This window comes from Staphylococcus aureus, from assembly GCF_001027105.1.
Lineage (GTDB): Bacteria > Bacillota > Bacilli > Staphylococcales > Staphylococcaceae > Staphylococcus > Staphylococcus aureus.
On record NZ_CP011526.1, the window covers coordinates 666,166 to 683,608 of the forward strand.

A 17,443-nucleotide genomic window follows, 5' to 3' on the forward strand; every position below is an offset into this window, starting at 1 on the left:
TGCAAAATTAAGGAGGTCTATTATTCACATGATGATGAATAAAGAAGCAACAAAAATTGGATTTGCCTACGTCGGCATTGTAGTGGGCGCAGGATTTTCAACTGGACAAGAAGTTATGCAATTTTTCACTAAATATGGCTTGTGGGCTTATTTAGGTGTTATTATATCTGGTTTTATTTTAGCTTTTATTGGGCGCCAAGTAGCAAAAATTGGTACTGCCTTTGAAGCGACAAATCATGAATCAACATTACAATACGTATTCGGTGAAAAGTTTAGTAAAGTCTTTGATTATATTTTAATCTTCTTCTTATTTGGTATAGCTGTAACCATGATAGCTGGTGCAGGCGCAACATTTGAAGAAAGTTATAACATACCTACATGGCTAGGTGCTTTAATTATGACATTAGCGATTTATATTACGTTGCTATTAGACTTTAATAAAATAGTACGTGCACTAGGTATCGTTACACCATTTTTAATTGTTTTAGTTGTATTAATCGCTGGCGTTTATTTATTTAAAGGTCATGTTTCATTAGCAGAAGTTAACCAAGTAGTGCCTGAAGCAAGTATTTGGAAGGGAATCTGGTTTGGTACAATATATGGTGGATTAGCTTTTTCTGTAGGTTTTAGTACCATCGTAGCAATCGGTGGGGATACTGAAAAGCGTACAGTGTCAGGTGCAGGCGCGATGTATGGTGGTATTATCTATACTGTATTACTAGCATTGATCAACTTTGCATTGCAAAGTGAATATCCAACTATTAAAAATGCCTCAATTCCTACATTGACGTTAGCAAATAATATCCATCCTTTAATAGCAACAGTGTTATCTGTTATTATGCTGGCGGTTATGTATAATACTATTCTAGGACTAATGTATTCATTTGCAGCACGTTTTACAGAACCATACAGTAAAAATTATCATATCTTTATTATTATAATGATGGTAGCAGGTTATTTATTAAGTTTCGTAGGATTTGCTGAATTAATTAATAAGTTATATACAATTATGGGATATGTAGGCTTATTTATTGTAGTAGCTGTAATTATTAAATATTTCAAACGTAAAAATGCGGATAAAAAACATATTGCTTAATATCATATGAGGGATATCCGAAACTTTACAATTGAATCACTTTGTTTTAACCTTAAAAGCAATTCGTCTCTACTCTTATCGGGCGAATTGCTTTTTATATTTATTCAGTCTATTAATATGAGCGTCTAACAAATAGAGAGGTACGATGTAATGAATAAAGATAATAAATGGACGATGATAACTGCGCTTTTTATAACTGTAATCAGTGTATTGTTAGCATTTCATCTGAAACAACATTATGACCAAATTACAAATGAGAACCATGCTAATAAAGACAAAATTAATATTAAAAATAAAAATGTGCGCATTTATCAAAACCTTACATACAATAGAGTTTTCCCTAACAGTAAATTAGATATTATTACACCTGTTGATATGTCTTCTAATGCCAAACTGCCAGTTATTTTTTGGATGCACGGTGGTGGTTATATTGCGGGTGATAAGCAGTATAAAAACCCATTATTAGCGAAAATTGCTGAACAAGGGTACATTGTTGTGAATGTAAATTATGCATTGGCGCCACAATATAAATATCCCACACCATTAATTCAAATGAATCAAGCAACTCAATTCATTAAAGAAAATAAAATGAATTTACCTATTGATTTTAATCAAGTAATTATTGGCGGTGATTCTGCAGGTGCTCAATTAGCTAGCCAATTTACGGCAATACAGACGAATGATCGCTTAAGAGAAGCCATGAAATTTGATCAGTCATTCAAACCATCGCAAATTAAAGGTGCTATACTATTTGGTGGTTTTTATAATATGCAAACAGTTAGAGAAACTGAGTTTCCAAGAATACAGTTATTTATGAAAAGTTATACTGGCGAAGAAGATTGGGAAAAGAGTTTTAAAAACATTTCACAAATGTCGACAGTAAAACAATCGACAAAAAATTATCCACCAACATTTTTATCTGTTGGAGATAGCGATCCATTCGAAAGTCAAAATATAGAATTCAGTAAGAAATTACAAGAATTGAATGTACCAGTAGATACTTTGTTTTATGATGGTACGCATCATTTACATCATCAGTATCAATTTCACCTTAATAAACCTGAATCGATAGATAATATCAAAAAAGTGTTACTTTTCTTAAGTCGTAATACATCCTCTAGTGGTATTCAAACTGAAGAGAAACCACAAATAGAAAATCCGAGTAATGAATTACCGTTAAATCCTTTAAACTAATGATAAACAGTAGTAATTTATTACTTAAGCAACATTTAAGATTTTCAAATTAAAAACGAAGAATTTAAAACATGTGGTGCTAATGTGTAAGAGTCTGAGATATAATAAATTGTTAGCGGTTCTTTATCATTTCTATCTCACTCTATTATGATGTGACATTTATTTTACAAACTAATTTGTTTTGAACCTGAAAATAACTTTTTACAACTAAATTGTCGAAAAACAGTGTGTACATGATATAATAAATTTATAAATTGAAAAGAATTCAAAAGAAAAATTAAAATATAGATTGAGCACGAAGTGATTTGAAATAAGGTTGTGAAAGGGAATGACAAGGTCAGCATTAAAACCATTTAAAAATAAACGCGTTATGGTTACTGGACGTATACAACGTGTTTTGTTTAAAAATTATTTAGATAGACATAGCACATTTAAGCCGAATGTAAGGATATTATTAAAAGATGTATTTGTTTCAGGTGTATCAATAGATCATTTATGGTTATATGAGACAAATAAATACTATGCATTGGCAATGGAACTTATTCATCAACGAGTAAAATTTAGTGCGAATGTTGTACCGTATTACAAAATAAATAGAAATAATAATTTATTCGTACAAGATTATGGAATTAAGCGTAAAGGTAGGTTAATTACTGAAGAAGCTTACAATCAAAACAATCAGTATCAGGATAAGATATATGAAAAATTACCGGATATAGATTTTAGACTCGAAGATTTTTATAGTAAGGAAAACTAAACAACATATATAAAGCACCACTAATCGTAGTTGATAGTTAATCAATTACACATTAGTGGTGTTTTATTTTGAATTTAAATTTGATAAATGAATAAGAGTGTACGTATTTATTTGAGATTAGATAACATTGATAAGTATGAGTAATGTATTAGGTAACCATTAAATTCGTTGTTATACGATTCTGATACAAGATTATGATAAAATAGCTTTAATTAAGAATTTTAGCCATCATATAGTCATCATAATATTTACCATCGATAAATAACTTATCTTTTAAAACGCCTTCGATTTGAAAATCGGCACTTTTAAAAAGCTCGAGGGCAGGTTGGTTATTGAGTGGTACATTTGCTTCAATTCGGTGTATTTGATTGTTTAAACACCAAGCCATAATGGCATCAAGAAGTGCTTGGCCAATTCCACGATGTTGATATAATTTCTTTACACCTAAATCAATTTTAGCAACATGTTTAATGCGTTGAAATGGTGTCGTATTAACAAAGGCAAAGCCAACGAGTTGTTCATCACTTTCAGCAACGAAGATGACTTTATGCGGAGAAGTGATATATTCTTCTAATTGTTTACTAGCCGATGTGACGCTAGGATCATATTCTCCTGGTGTGTAGAACATATACGGAGATTCGTCGTATATGTTCGCTAACATTGAAATGAAATTTTCTACATCTTTGATACTAACTCTACGTATAATATGGGCCATAAAAAGCCTCCAGTATTTTGAAATTTTAAAACATTTGCTACTATTATAATATATATGTAACTAAAAGGTGGAGTAATATGTTTTTTGGTTACAGTTTAAAGGAGTATTTTAGATGAAACCTAAAGTTTTATTAGCAGGTGGAACAGGATATATTGGTAAGTATTTAAGTGAAGTGATTGAAAATGATGCTGAACTTTTTGCTATATCAAAATATCCAGACAATAAAAAAACAGATGATGTTGAAATGACTTGGATTCAGTGTGATATATTTCATTACGAACAGGTTGTTGCAGCAATGAATCAAATAGATATTGCTGTATTCTTTATCGACCCAACAAAGAATTCTGCCAAAATAACACAATCATCAGCAAGAGATTTAACATTAATCGCAGCAGATAATTTTGGTCGAGCAGCGGCTATCAATCAAGTAAAAAAAGTAATCTACATACCTGGGAGTCGTTATGATAATGAAACAATTGAACGCCTAGGTGCATATGGTACACCTGTAGAAACAACAAATTTAGTTTTTAAACGTTCTTTAGTTAATGTAGAATTACAAGTTTCAAAGTATGATGATGTTAGATCAACGATGAAGGTAGTTTTACCAAAGGGATGGACATTAAAGAACGTTGTAAACCATTTTATTGCATGGATGGGTTACACTAAAGGAACTTTTGTGAAAACAGAAAAATCACATGATCAATTTAAGATATATATTAAGAATAAGGTGCGACCGCTCGCAGTATTTAAAATAGAAGAAACAGCTGATGGAATAATAACTTTAATTTTATTGAGTGGAAGTTTAGTGAAAAAATATACAGTTAATCAAGGGAAGTTAGAATTTAGATTAATCAAAGAGTCGGCAGTCGTTTATATACATCTATACGATTATATCCCTCGATTATTTTGGCCGATTTATTACTTTATACAAGCACCAATGCAAAAAATGATGATTCATGGCTTTGAAGTTGACTGCCGGATTAAAGATTTTCAAAGTCGATTAAAATCAGGAGAAAATATGAAATATACTAAATGATATTGGGTGATATGGATGCAAATACTACTAGTAGAAGATGACAATACTTTGTTTCAAGAATTGAAAAAAGAATTAGAACAATGGGATTTTAATGTTGCTGGTATTGAAGATTTCGGCAAAGTAATGGATACATTTGAAAGTTTTAATCCTGAAATTGTTATATTGGATGTTCAATTACCTAAATATGATGGGTTTTATTGGTGCAGAAAAATGAGAGAAGTTTCCAACGTACCAATATTATTTTTATCATCTCGTGATAATCCAATGGATCAAGTGATGAGTATGGAACTTGGCGCAGATGATTATATGCAAAAACCGTTCTATACCAATGTATTAATTGCTAAATTACAAGCGATTTATCGTCGTGTCTATGAGTTTACAGCTGAAGAAAAACGTACATTGACTTGGCAAGATGCTGTCGTTGATCTATCAAAAGATAGTATACAAAAAGGTGATCAGACGATTTTCCTGTCCAAAACAGAAATGATTATATTAGAAATTCTTATTACCAAAAAAAATCAAATCGTTTCGAGAGATACAATTATCACTGCATTATGGGATGATGAAGCATTTGTTAGTGATAATACGTTAACAGTAAATGTGAATCGTTTACGAAAAAAATTATCTGAAATTAGTATGGATAGTGCAATCGAAACAAAAGTAGGAAAAGGATATATGGCTCATGAATAATTTGAAATGGGTAGCTTATTTTTTGAAATCTCGCATGAACTGGATATTTTGGATATTGTTTTTAAACTTCCTTATGTTAGGCATTAGTCTAATCGATTATGATTTTCCAATAGACAGTTTATTTTATATTGTTTCTTTGAATTTAAGTTTAACAATGATTTTTCTTTTATTGACATATTTTAAAGAAGTAAAATTATATAAGCATTTTGACAAAGATAAAGAAATAGAAGAAATTAAACATAAAGATTTAGCGGAAACGCCATTTCAACGTCATACAGTTGATTATTTATATCGTCAAATCTCAGCGCACAAAGAAAAGGTTGTTGAGCAACAGTTGCAATTGAACATGCATGAACAAACCATTACAGAATTTGTGCACGACATAAAAACACCTGTGACAGCTATGAAATTATTAATTGATCAAGAAAAAAATCAAGAAAGAAAACAAGCATTACTATATGAATGGTCTCGTATAAACTCGATGCTAGATACACAGCTGTATATTACTAGATTAGAATCTCAACGTAAAGATATGTATTTTGATTACGTGTCACTTAAACGCATGGTCATTGATGAAATACAATTAACAAGACATATTAGTCAGGTTAAAGGTATTGGTTTTGATGTTGACTTTAAAGTGGATGATTATGTTTATACAGATATAAAATGGTGTCGTATGATTATTAGACAAATTTTGTCAAACGCATTGAAATATAGTGAGAATTTTAATATTGAAATTGGGACAGAATTAAATGATCAACATGTTTCGTTATATATTAAAGACTATGGCAGAGGTATTAGTAAAAAAGATATGCCGCGAATATTTGAACGAGGATTTACGTCAACGGCTAACAGAAATGAAACGACGTCTTCAGGTATGGGTCTATATTTAGTAAATAGTGTAAAGGATCAATTAGGTATTCACCTGCAAGTCACGTCGACTGTTGGTAAGGGGACAACTGTCAGATTGATTTTCCCATTACAAAATGAAATTGTTGAACGCATGTCGGAAGTGACAAATTTGTCATTTTAAACATGCGTTTTGTTACTTAGAATTGATACATCAATGCAGCTTCAACGTTATAATAAGATAGATGTTAGTCATATGTTAAATTGAAGATACAAGTGCCAAAGCCTAAAGGAAATGAAGTTAAGATAAATTATAGGAGTGTTAAAGTGGCAATTTTAGAAGTAAAACAATTAACAAAAATATATGGAACTAAAAAAATGGCACAAGAAGTGTTGCGAGATATCAATATGTCTATTGAAGAAGGCGAGTTTATTGCTATTATGGGTCCCTCTGGATCTGGGAAAACGACATTATTAAATGTTTTAAGTTCAATTGATTATATTTCACAAGGTTCTATTACATTAAAAGGAAAAAAATTAGAAAAGCTTTCAAACAAGGAATTATCTGATATACGCAAGCATGATATTGGTTTTATTTTTCAAGAGTATAATTTACTGCATACATTGACTGTTAAAGAAAACATAATGTTACCACTAACGGTACAGAAGTTAGATAAAGAACATATGTTAAATCGTTATGAAAAAGTAGCAGAAGCATTAAATATATTGGATATTAGTGATAAATATCCCTCTGAATTGTCTGGTGGACAAAGGCAACGAACATCAGCTGCCAGAGCATTTATAACATTGCCTTCTATTATATTTGCTGACGAACCAACAGGTGCACTGGATTCTAAAAGTACTCAAGATTTATTAAAACGATTAACAAGAATGAATGAAGCATTTAAGTCTACAATTATTATGGTAACGCATGATCCTGTTGCAGCAAGCTATGCAAATCGAGTAGTGATGCTAAAAGATGGTCAAATTTTCACTGAATTATACCAAGGGGATGACGATAAACATACCTTTTTCAAAGAAATAATACGTGTACAAAGTGTTTTAGGTGGCGTTAATTATGACCTTTAACGAGATAATATTTAAAAATTTCCGTCAAAATTTATCACATTATGCCATCTATCTTTTTTCGTTAATTACGAGTGTAGTATTGTATTTTAGCTTTGTAGCATTAAAATACGCTCATAAACTAAACATGACAGAGTCATATCCAATTATAAAGGAAGGCTCACAAGTCGGAAGCTACTTTCTATTTTTCATCATAATTGCATTTTTGTTATATGCCAATGTGTTATTTATTAAACGACGAAGTTATGAGCTTGCATTATATCAAACATTAGGTTTATCTAAATTCAACATTATTTATATACTAATGCTCGAACAATTACTAATATTTATAATTACGGCAATATTAGGTATTATTATTGGTATTTTTGGTTCGAAACTGTTATTAATGATTGTCTTTACATTATTAGGAATTAAAGAAAAGGTTCCAATTATTTTTAGTTTGAGGGCGGTATTTGAAACATTAATGTTAATCGGTGTCGCTTATTTTTTAACATCTGCTCAAAATTTTATATTAGTGTTCAAACAATCTATTTCACAGATGTCAAAGAATAACCAGGTTAAAGAAACAAATCATAATAAAATTACATTTGAAGAGGTTGTTTTAGGCATCTTAGGTATAGTATTGATTACCACAGGATACTATCTATCTTTGAACATTGTTCAATATTATGATTCTATCGGTACACTTATGTTTATTTTATTGTCAACTGTGATTGGGGCATACTTATTTTTTAAAAGCTCTGTTTCTCTAGTTTTTAAAATGGTGAAGAAGTTTAGAAAAGGTGTTATAAGTGTAAATGATGTCATGTTCTCATCATCTATTATGTATCGTATTAAGAAAAATGCTTTTTCACTTACGGTCATGGCAATCATTTCAGCGATTACTGTTTCAGTTCTTTGCTTTGCTGCTATAAGTAGAGCGTCCTTATCAAGTGAAATAAAATATACTGCACCACACGACGTTACAATTAAAGACCAACAAAAAGCTAATCAATTAGCAAGTGAATTAAACAATCAAAAAATTCCTCATTTTTATAATTATAAAGAAGTAATTCATACGAAATTGTATAAAGATAATTTATTTGATGTAAAAGCGAAAGAACCATACAATGTAACAATTACTAGTGATAAATACATCCCTAATACTGATTTGAAACGTGGGCAAGCTGATTTATTTGTAGCGGAAGGTTCTATCAAAGATTTAGTGAAACATAAGAAGCATGGTAAGGCAATTATAGGAACGAAAAAACATCATGTTAATATTAAGTTACGTAAAGATATTAATAAAATCTATTTTATGACAGATGTTGATTTAGGTGGACCAACGTTTGTCTTAAATGACAAAGACTATCAAGAAATAAGAAAGTATACAAAGGCAAAGCATATCGTCTCTCAATTTGGATTCGATTTGAAACATAAAAAAGATGCTTTAGCATTAGAAAAAGCGAAAAATAAAGTTGATAAATCTATTGAAACAAGAAGTGAAGCGATAAGCTCAATATCAAGTTTAACCGGAATATTATTATTTGTAACATCATTTTTAGGTATTACATTCTTGATTGCTGTATGTTGCATTATATACATAAAGCAAATAGATGAAACCGAAGATGAGTTAGAGAATTATAGTATTTTGAGAAAGCTTGGATTTACACAAAAAGATATGGCAAGGGGACTAAAGTTTAAAATTATGTTTAATTTTGGGTTACCTTTAGTTATTGCACTATCACATGCATATTTTACATCATTAGCATATATGAAATTAATGGGTACAACGAATCAAATACCGGTTTTCATAGTAATGGGATTATACATTTGTATGTATGCTGTTTTTGCAGTGACGGCTTATAATCATTCCAAGCGAACAATTAGACATTCCATATAAAATATACAGATGGCTTTCAGTAGAGTAGTGGATTCGGATTCACGAACTATACTGGAAGCTTTTTATTATAAATGAAGAGAAGTTATATTTTTAGCATGTATAGTTGAATACTGGGTTAAAATACCATATTAATAATGAAGTAAAGGTATGAGTGATTATGAAAGTGTTTTGAATGAAATATATTTAATTGGTGATGCTTTTAATTGAAAAGATTAACAGGATTCAACTTTGTAAATTGTATTAAATGTGAGAAAATAAAAGTATATTCATTGAGAGATATATGAGTCAATGATCGTTTTAAACAAGATAAGTGTATTTTAATATGTAAAAGTTATGTAATAAATATTGTATCGTTGCAAATTTCCCAACTATATCCATTTACAATTTTTAGAGTTGTATAGATAAAAAATTGCCTATACAATAACTTTTTCAAAACAAATGCCTACTACTATTTAAATTTTATGTAAAAGTTAAGTTTCGGAATTGTTAAAAATTTGTAAATTGAATTGTGGGATTGTAAATTTTGTGCTATTTTCATATAAGGGCAAATACAGTAAATTGTTTACTGTGAGGCATTTTTGAAATTAATATCAGTACACTAAAATTATACTGACGATTGATAATAACAAATTTGTATCATTAGTTTGTAAATTCACTTGTCTTAATTTGAAACAAATTATAACTGAATGTGATTGGTGACAATCGCTTAAATGGAGGATTTTAAATGTTTAGTAAGAAAAAAGATAAGTTTATGGTTCAATTAGAAGAGATGGTTTTCAATCTGGATCGTGCTGCTATTGAATTCGGTAAAATGGATTTCAATACACATTTAGATTTAAAAGCATACTCAGACAACATTAAAACTTATGAGTCACATGGTGACGAATTAGTACATCAAGTAATTACTGATTTAAATCAAACATTTATCACACCAATTGAACGTGAAGATATTTTATCATTATGTGATGCAATTGATGATGTTTTAGATGCAATTGAAGAAACGGCAGCTATGTTTGAAATGTATTCAATCGAATACACAGATGAATATATGGCTGAGTTTGTTGATAACATTCAAAAAGCAGTTGCAGAAATGAAACTTGCTGTCGGCTTATTAGTCGATAAAAAATTATCACATATGCGTATTCATTCAATTAATATTAAAGAATTTGAAACAAACTGTGATGGTATTTTAAGACAGTCAATTAAACATATTTTCAATAGCGAAACAGATCCAATCACTTTAATTAAAATAAAAGATATTTATGAAAGCATGGAAGAAATCGCTGATAAATGTCAAATCGTAGCAAATAATTTTGAAACTATTATTATGAAAAATAGCTAAGGGGAGTATATATTTATGTCATATATAATCATCGTCACTATAGCTGTAGTTATTTTCTCGCTGATATTTGACTTTATCAATGGATTCCATGATACAGCCAATGCAGTAGCTACTGCTGTATCTACTAGAGCGTTAACGCCTAAAACGGCAATTTTAATGGCAGCAGTGATGAACTTTATAGGTGCTTTAACATTTACGGGCGTTGCAGGCACCATTACTAAAGACATTGTCGATCCATTTAAATTGGAAAATGGATTAGTTGTTGTGTTAGCTGCAATACTTGCGGCTATTATTTGGAATTTAGCTACTTGGTTTTACGGAATTCCAAGTTCGTCTTCACATGCACTTATAGGTTCAATTGCGGGTGCAGCAATCGCATCTGAAGGCTCATTTGGAGTGTTACATTACCAAGGTTTCACAAAAATTATTATTGTATTAATCGTTTCACCGATTATCGCATTTTGTGTTGGTTTCTTGATGTATTCAATTTTTAAAGTTATCTTTAAAAATGCAAATTTAACAAGAGCGAATCGTAACTTTAGATTTTTCCAAATTTTCACAGCAGCGTTACAATCATTCTCTCACGGTACGAATGATGCGCAAAAATCAATGGGTATTATTACGTTGGCATTGATTGTCGCTAATGTACAGAATGATGGCAGTGTTGAACCACAGTTATGGGTAAAATTTGCCTGTGCGACAGCAATGGGGCTTGGTACTGCAATTGGTGGCTGGAAAATTATCAAAACTGTAGGTGGTAATATTATGAAAATACGTCCAGCAAATGGTGCTGCGGCCGATTTATCATCTGCATTAACAATTTTTGTTGCATCATCGCTACATTTCCCATTATCAACAACTCACGTTGTGTCATCATCAATCTTAGGTGTTGGTGCTTCTAACCGAGCTAAAGGTGTAAAATGGAGCACTGCGCAACGAATGATCATTACATGGGTGATTACATTACCTATTTCAGCATTGTTAGCAGGTTTACTATTCTATATACTTAACTTATTTTTCTAATTGAAAATAAAACTAAACTGAACTTCAGTATCACAAACATATGGTGGTATTGAAGTTCAGTTTTTTATGTAAGTAGATAACATATTTTATAGAATTTACGTAGAATGACCAAGACAAAGCATTTTAATTAGGAGGCTATATTATAAATGTATTCCATGGAACATAATCAGTTAGGTCATTAAAATATATGTAAGAGCAAAATAATGATTTAATAGTTTATATTCTTCAATGAAGGAATAATTAAATAGTTATCAACTTGTTTAATTAACCTAAATTGTATTGGGCTTTATTTAATATAAATTTGTATATGTAGACGAAAAAGCGTAAAATACTGGTATAACAAATTAAATCATTATATAGTCAACTTAGTTGCATTATTTTGATTTTTAATATATTATGCATTTAATTTAATCAAATAGGTAGGTTGTTAATTTTTACCTAACTACCATTCATACAAAATATAAATATGTATGATAGGGAAGGGTGAGATAATTTTTTGTACCAAAATGAAAATTTTTTTCAAAAATAAAAAACTAGCAATCTCACATGATGTGAATTGCTAGTATATACCAGTACAATTTATTTAATTAATGGATGAATGCATAGCTAGAAACTTCTGAAGCTGGAATTGTACGGTAGTTCATATTGTATGGACCATATGTGTAATTCATTTCAGAAATCAAGATACTACCATCACCATTGACACGTTCAACATAAGCAACATGACCATATGGACCAGGTGTGCTTTGCATAATTGAACCAACTGATGGTGTGTTGTTTACTTGGTAACCATCATTAGCTGCGTTACCAGCCCAATACTTAGCGTCTGACCAATATGTGCTAATTGGACTACCAGCTTGAGCACGACGGTCAAATACGTACCATGTACATTGACCAGCAGTGTATAAATTTTGGTGATTAAAAGATGATGCATTGCCATTGCTACCTGTTGTAGCTGTTGGTGTTGTACCACCTGATCCACCATTAGGAATTTGTAATGTTTGGTTAGGCATAATTAAATAACCACGTAAGTTATTGGCTGCCATTAATTGATCAACTGAAACACCATATCTGCTAGCAATGATATTTAATGATTCACCAGCTTGTACAGTATGAGATGATGCTGAACCAGCTTGTGGAGAAGTGTTTGACGTATTTTGTGCATCACTTCCACCTACTGAGATAACTTGACCAGGGAATACCAAGTTGTTATCTAATTGGTTATTTTGTTTAATACTCTCTACTGAAGTGTTGTATTTTTGAGCAATACTCCATAATGATTCACCAGATTGTACTGTATGTTGTGTAGAAGCTTGTGCATCATGATGCGTTAAAAATGCAGCTGCACCAGATGTTGCTGTTATTGCAAATGCTAATTTTTTCAAAGGGACTCCTCCTTAAAATTATGTTTTACTACTTTTAAAAATTATTAAGACAATTTATATAGTAAATTAAGTTTTCGTTTTATATTACGATTTCCATATTATCAAAAATAAGTAGCTTTGTGTGGTTTGTTATTATCTTGTAATATTATTAACATTTTAGGATATCGGTTCATATTTTTATAAATGCTGATTTGATAGTGTATAAAAGCGTTTTAGTGATTTTAACTAATTATAAAAAATTATATTTTGTAACATTGTAAAATGTAAAATTACTATACTTGTTAAAGGTTATTTCTTTTGATGAAGCAAAATTTACTGTAAAATTTGACGCATAAAACGACGGTAGAAGGAGGAATTATTTTGTCGCAAAATACAAATCATTCATATTATCATCAAAACCAGCATGCTCAATCAATAAGTAAAGTGTGGCTTTATTTTATGTATTATTGGATTATATTTGGCATAGGATGCTATCTAGGTCAGTTTTTACCATTAAGTTGGCGACAACCCTTGTCATTTGGATTACTGATTATTATTTTAGCAACACTTGTTTTTGAAAGAGCGAGACGGTTCGGTTTAATTATTTCACATATTTACGCTGTAGTGATTGGCTTATTGTCATACGCAACGTTTACCACGTATTTACAAAATTTAGGACCAGATATTTTCTATAAAAATATCGCATTAGCAATTTTTGCATTTATAGCATTTGGTATTATTGGTTATTTCTTCGTTGGAGATGCATCGAGTATAGGCAAATATTTATTCGTTACATTAATAACATTAATTATTGCGAGTCTAATTGGTATTTTTCTTCAAAATCCTATTTTTTACACTATTATTACCGTCGTTAGTCTGTTGTTATTTCTACTTTATACTTTGTATGATTTTAATCGTTTAAAAAGAGGTGACTATTCACCAAGAGAAATGGGATTTAATCTATTTATTAATTTGTTGAATATTATTAAGGATATACTTTACCTTGCTAATATGTTCAGAAGATAAACAGTTAAATTAATAAAGAAATTTGTATAAAGTTTTGGAATAATCAATAATGAATATCAACCTTAAACTGGAGCGATTGTCATAAGTTAGAAACTTAGACTGAGATTTTACTGATAAAGCAATAAAAATATATTACCTTAATTGTAAAGATATTATTAATCATTGAAATGATTAACTGCTATAGTTCTAAAGTAAACAAATCTTAGAAGATAAACTTTAAACAGGTGTACTTGCCTTTCTAATTACACTTTTATTAGAAAAGTAAAGTATAGCTACGTATTAATTTTAAAATCGAAACATTAATAGGAAGAAGTATAGATAATATAAACAATTTAATGTTAGTTTGAGCTCATCTCAAAAGTAGAATGTGATTTAAATAAGTGTTTATTTTTAAATTGAAAATGAATATATAACTAACAAAAGATAATAGTAATACGTTGTAGATGTGGTCATTTAAAATTATTTTGAAAATACTAAAAAGTAGTGTGTTTTCAATTGGATAGTTTAATTAAACTGACTACATCTATTTTTGTAATATTTAAATGATTGATATATAAGTTTAAAAATTAACCATTATATAGTTTTATTTATTTTTGATTTGGTATTCGTATTGTGTTAAATTTACGTTTAATTAAATAAGTTAAATATTATAGGGAATGATAAAAGTGGTACTTAAATATAGAAAGAGGTAAAGTTATGGCAAAATCATGCTTGCATATACTTACTAATAATGAATATGCGACAACGCGTTGCCAAGATGGCATAGTCTTATTTTGGCCAATTGACGGGGAAATCGAACTACAAAAATTTCGTAAAAGTAAAATAATTGAAGATGATATATATATTATTAATCATCTGGATGTATTTAGTATTAAGAATAATAAAAAAACGATCATGTTGTATTTGAGTAGCGATTGGTTTGCGGAATTAGGCTTTACTTTCTTTAATTACCACTATACAGCAAAGTTGATTAAATCATCCTATAATTTGAAATGTCTACTATTAAAATTGACATATCGATACCTTGATAATCAGCCTCTTAATGACGCTGATATTAGAAAATTACAGGATATTATTAAAATCATTGCAAAAGAAGCAAGTATGGATAAAAAGATTGCACAAAATCAATATCGATATGCGTATTATGGTGATTTGCGTGATGAGCTCGAATATATTTATCAAAATGTAAATCAACGATTGACATTAAAAAGTGTCGCTGATAAATTATTTGTCTCAAAGTCAAATTTGTCATCACAATTCCACTTACTTATGGGCATGGGTTTTAAAAAATATATTGATACTTTGAAAATTGGTAAATCGATTGAAATTCTACTTACTACTGATAGTACTATTAGCAACATAAGTGAACATTTAGGTTTTAGTAGTAGCTCCACTTACTCTAAAATGTTTAAAAGTTATATGGATATAACACCGAATGAATATCGTAATTTATCAAAATATAATAAATGTTTAATGCTAAAGCCAGAACCACTAGTAGGCAAAATGGTGCAAGAAGTAAAAGAAATCATATTGAATTATATTGAACATTATAAAAACCACCTAACTGATGTTATACATATTGATGAAGACAAATTTGAAACACCTAAATTGTTTCAAACGGTTATTCAAATAAATACTTATACAGAAATGAAATTAGTTTTCTTAGAAGGAATCTTTAAAACCTTATTGAATAAGAACAGTCAAGTTGTCTTTTTCATCATGCCATCGATTCTAAAAAGTAAAAATACCATGTCCGAAGAAGAAAAATTCACAATCATTAAAACAATAATTGAAAGTGATCTAAAGATAGCATTTAATATAAATAATATTGAAACAACTTATTTTGTTGAAGAAGCTTTTATGAGTGTTTTCAGACAAATATCTCCAAACGAATTAAGTAATCATAATAATTACGAAGTGCATTTTGTTTTTGATTTATCATTGATGGAAATTAGAACAATTTATCGAATGATATTAAAATTACATAACATCATGTTGAATGTGAAATTAGGATTGAACATTACCTGTTTATTTGAAAAACCTTCAGTTTTTAAATCACTAGTATCACAAATAAAGCGACTTAAATTCGATTCGTTAATAATAGATAATGCAAATTTAAGTAGCCCTTATTTGATGGGGGAAAGTGATGAGTTACTATTGAAAAATATTTTGCATTTTAAAAATTTAAAACAAGTAATTAATGAATTGGATATTGAACAAGAAAAGCTGATTTTTCTAAATGTTGAAAATCATAAACTGCTTAATAATAAAGAACGAGATCTAAGTAATAGTGCTCCATTAATTTATAAGACATTAAGTGCGCTGTATCACAACTTTGATGGCTTTGGATTAAACATTTTTGACAATCATCAAGCATTTAATGCGATGCATCTATATGACAAAAATGGATTTAAAACAACACTAGGTCTTATATTAGAAAAGTTTATCGAATATGTCTCGAAACCAAAATACGAAAACAGTTATTATTCTATTTTTGATATAGAGAATTATTATTGTCTTGTTATTTATGATTGGCGAGTGATAGAGAGCGAGACAATTATGAGTAATTTTGAGGATAGTCAAGTTTATATAAATTTTAAAAACAATGTTTTAAACGATAAATATCTAATTGTAATAGAAACATTGGACGAAAATAGTGGCAACATTAATCATTTGATTTCTAAAGAATTAAGAGATAAATATGAATGGAACCCTAGTTTACTATCTAAAATTGACAACTACCTTAAACCAGCAATAGAGATTAAAGAGCATAATTTTAGTGATAATTCCTTGAATATTAACGTTACTTTTAATGCGTTATACATAATTAAAATAGGAAAAAAATAACACCTTGATATGTATTGCAAAATTTAATTTGCATTTGTTGGTAATTTTGACAACGTATTAAAAACAAATGAGAAAGACAATGGCTGAAAAATTTAAGATAATAATGACAGAAGCATTGTCTTTATATATTTGGGGGTGCAACATTTTGAATACTGAGAAATTAGAAACATTGCTTGGCTTCTATAAACAATATAAAGCATTATCTGAATATATTGATAAAAAATATAAGTTGTCGCTAAATGATTTAGCAGTCTTAGATTTAACGATGAAGCATTGCAAAGATGAAAAAGTACTTATGCAATCATTTTTAAAAACTGCAATGGATGAGCTAGATTTAAGTAGGACAAAATTATTAGTTTCTATAAGAAGACTAATTGAAAAAGAAAGACTTAGTAAAGTTAGATCATCTAAAGATGAGCGTAAAATTTATATTTATTTAAATAATGATGATATATCTAAATTTAATGCTTTATTTGAAGATGTAGAACAATTTTTAAATATTTAATTGAAATTGAGTGTCGAAAGCATAGAATTTG

General features: G+C 29.5%; 15 protein-coding genes. 13 read left to right on the forward strand and 2 right to left on the reverse strand.

Features of this window, described 5'->3' with window-relative positions:
* Positions 1-28 precede the first annotated feature (28 nt).
* The 3 genes from AA076_RS03210 to AA076_RS03225 all read left to right on the forward strand — a co-directional run bounded on the left by AA076_RS03210 (position 29) and on the right by AA076_RS03225 (position 3,047).
* Positions 29-1,096, forward strand: coding sequence for a YkvI family membrane protein (locus AA076_RS03210; RefSeq protein WP_000980137.1), 1,068 nt, complete (start codon positions 29-31; stop codon positions 1,094-1,096).
* A 150-nt stretch (positions 1,097-1,246) separates the two neighbouring features.
* Entirely contained in the window at positions 1,247-2,290 is a 1,044-nt protein-coding gene (locus tag AA076_RS03215; protein ID WP_001030771.1) for an alpha/beta hydrolase, read from the forward strand.
* Positions 2,291-2,618: 328 nt separating this feature from the next.
* Entirely contained in the window at positions 2,619-3,047 is a 429-nt protein-coding gene (locus AA076_RS03225; protein WP_000198504.1) for a hypothetical protein, read from the forward strand.
* Positions 3,048-3,255: 208 nt separating this feature from the next.
* On the opposite strand, the gene AA076_RS03230 is transcribed toward AA076_RS03225, so the two are convergent.
* Positions 3,256-3,762: a GNAT family N-acetyltransferase gene (locus AA076_RS03230; RefSeq protein WP_000940134.1), complete on the reverse strand. Its 507-nt coding sequence runs from the start codon at positions 3,760-3,762 to the stop codon at positions 3,256-3,258.
* A 112-nt stretch (positions 3,763-3,874) separates the two neighbouring features.
* Between AA076_RS03230 and graX the strand changes: the two genes are divergently transcribed.
* The 7 genes from graX to AA076_RS03265 all read left to right on the forward strand — a co-directional run bounded on the left by graX (position 3,875) and on the right by AA076_RS03265 (position 11,670).
* Positions 3,875-4,798, forward strand: a complete 924-nt coding sequence (gene graX, locus AA076_RS03235; RefSeq protein WP_000802946.1) for an auxiliary protein GraX/ApsX — start codon at positions 3,875-3,877, stop codon at positions 4,796-4,798.
* Positions 4,799-4,813: 15 nt separating this feature from the next.
* Positions 4,814-5,488 (forward strand): response regulator transcription factor GraR/ApsR, encoded by a 675-nt coding sequence (gene graR, locus AA076_RS03240; RefSeq protein WP_001166505.1) that lies wholly within the window; start codon positions 4,814-4,816, stop codon positions 5,486-5,488.
* On the forward strand, positions 5,481-6,521 hold the full coding sequence (gene graS / locus AA076_RS03245) for a histidine kinase GraS/ApsS (RefSeq protein WP_001061252.1): 1,041 nt from the start codon (positions 5,481-5,483) through the stop codon (positions 6,519-6,521). Before graR ends, graS begins: the two co-directional genes overlap by 8 nt.
* Before the next feature lie 143 nt (positions 6,522-6,664).
* Positions 6,665-7,426: an ABC transporter ATP-binding protein VraF gene (gene vraF / locus AA076_RS03250; RefSeq protein ID WP_000985996.1), complete on the forward strand. Its 762-nt coding sequence runs from the start codon at positions 6,665-6,667 to the stop codon at positions 7,424-7,426.
* The gene (vraG, locus tag AA076_RS03255; RefSeq protein ID WP_000143623.1) at positions 7,416-9,305 is read left to right on the forward strand and encodes an ABC transporter permease VraG; all 1,890 of its coding nucleotides are present in this window, start codon (positions 7,416-7,418) and stop codon (positions 9,303-9,305) included. The genes vraF and vraG overlap by 11 nt, the downstream gene beginning before the upstream one ends.
* Positions 9,306-10,029: 724 nt before the next feature.
* Complete coding sequence (locus tag AA076_RS03260) at positions 10,030-10,647, forward strand: DUF47 domain-containing protein (protein WP_000491755.1); 618 nt, start codon at positions 10,030-10,032, stop codon at positions 10,645-10,647.
* 15 nt (positions 10,648-10,662) lie between these two features.
* Positions 10,663-11,670, forward strand: a complete 1,008-nt coding sequence (locus AA076_RS03265; protein WP_000120368.1) for an inorganic phosphate transporter — start codon at positions 10,663-10,665, stop codon at positions 11,668-11,670.
* A gap of 587 nt (positions 11,671-12,257) precedes the next feature.
* On the opposite strand, the gene AA076_RS03270 is transcribed toward AA076_RS03265, so the two are convergent.
* Positions 12,258-13,055: a LysM peptidoglycan-binding domain-containing protein gene (locus AA076_RS03270; protein WP_000731644.1), complete on the reverse strand. Its 798-nt coding sequence runs from the start codon at positions 13,053-13,055 to the stop codon at positions 12,258-12,260.
* A gap of 360 nt (positions 13,056-13,415) precedes the next feature.
* On the opposite strand from AA076_RS03270, the gene AA076_RS03275 reads away from it, so the two are divergent.
* From AA076_RS03275 to sarX, 3 genes are all read left to right on the forward strand, one after another.
* Positions 13,416-14,060: a Bax inhibitor-1/YccA family protein gene (locus tag AA076_RS03275; RefSeq protein WP_000081602.1), complete on the forward strand. Its 645-nt coding sequence runs from the start codon at positions 13,416-13,418 to the stop codon at positions 14,058-14,060.
* Positions 14,061-14,756: 696 nt separating this feature from the next.
* Complete coding sequence (locus tag AA076_RS03280) at positions 14,757-16,907, forward strand: helix-turn-helix transcriptional regulator (RefSeq protein ID WP_001129754.1); 2,151 nt, start codon at positions 14,757-14,759, stop codon at positions 16,905-16,907.
* A gap of 145 nt (positions 16,908-17,052) precedes the next feature.
* A complete protein-coding gene (gene sarX / locus AA076_RS03285) occupies positions 17,053-17,412 on the forward strand; it encodes an HTH-type transcriptional regulator SarX (RefSeq protein ID WP_001090985.1) in 360 nt (119 codons plus the stop codon).
* Positions 17,413-17,443 lie beyond the last annotated feature (31 nt).

What these genes read in the sequence shown, in the direction of transcription:
- graR (WP_001166505.1), top strand. Translation starts at nt 4,814, where the DNA reads ATGCAAATACTACTAGTAGAAGATGACAATACTTTGTTTCAAGAATTG.
- AA076_RS03230 (WP_000940134.1), bottom strand. Translation starts at nt 3,762, where the DNA reads ATGGCCCATATTATACGTAGAGTTAGTATCAAAGATGTAGAAAATTTC.
- graX (WP_000802946.1), top strand. Translation starts at nt 3,875, where the DNA reads ATGAAACCTAAAGTTTTATTAGCAGGTGGAACAGGATATATTGGTAAG.
- AA076_RS03280 (WP_001129754.1), top strand. Translation starts at nt 14,757, where the DNA reads ATGGCAAAATCATGCTTGCATATACTTACTAATAATGAATATGCGACA.
- AA076_RS03225 (WP_000198504.1), top strand. Translation starts at nt 2,619, where the DNA reads ATGACAAGGTCAGCATTAAAACCATTTAAAAATAAACGCGTTATGGTT.
- graS (WP_001061252.1), top strand. Translation starts at nt 5,481, where the DNA reads ATGAATAATTTGAAATGGGTAGCTTATTTTTTGAAATCTCGCATGAAC.
- AA076_RS03210 (WP_000980137.1), top strand. Translation starts at nt 29, where the DNA reads ATGATGATGAATAAAGAAGCAACAAAAATTGGATTTGCCTACGTCGGC.
- vraG (WP_000143623.1), top strand. Translation starts at nt 7,416, where the DNA reads ATGACCTTTAACGAGATAATATTTAAAAATTTCCGTCAAAATTTATCA.
- AA076_RS03260 (WP_000491755.1), top strand. Translation starts at nt 10,030, where the DNA reads ATGTTTAGTAAGAAAAAAGATAAGTTTATGGTTCAATTAGAAGAGATG.
- AA076_RS03215 (WP_001030771.1), top strand. Translation starts at nt 1,247, where the DNA reads ATGAATAAAGATAATAAATGGACGATGATAACTGCGCTTTTTATAACT.
- AA076_RS03265 (WP_000120368.1), top strand. Translation starts at nt 10,663, where the DNA reads ATGTCATATATAATCATCGTCACTATAGCTGTAGTTATTTTCTCGCTG.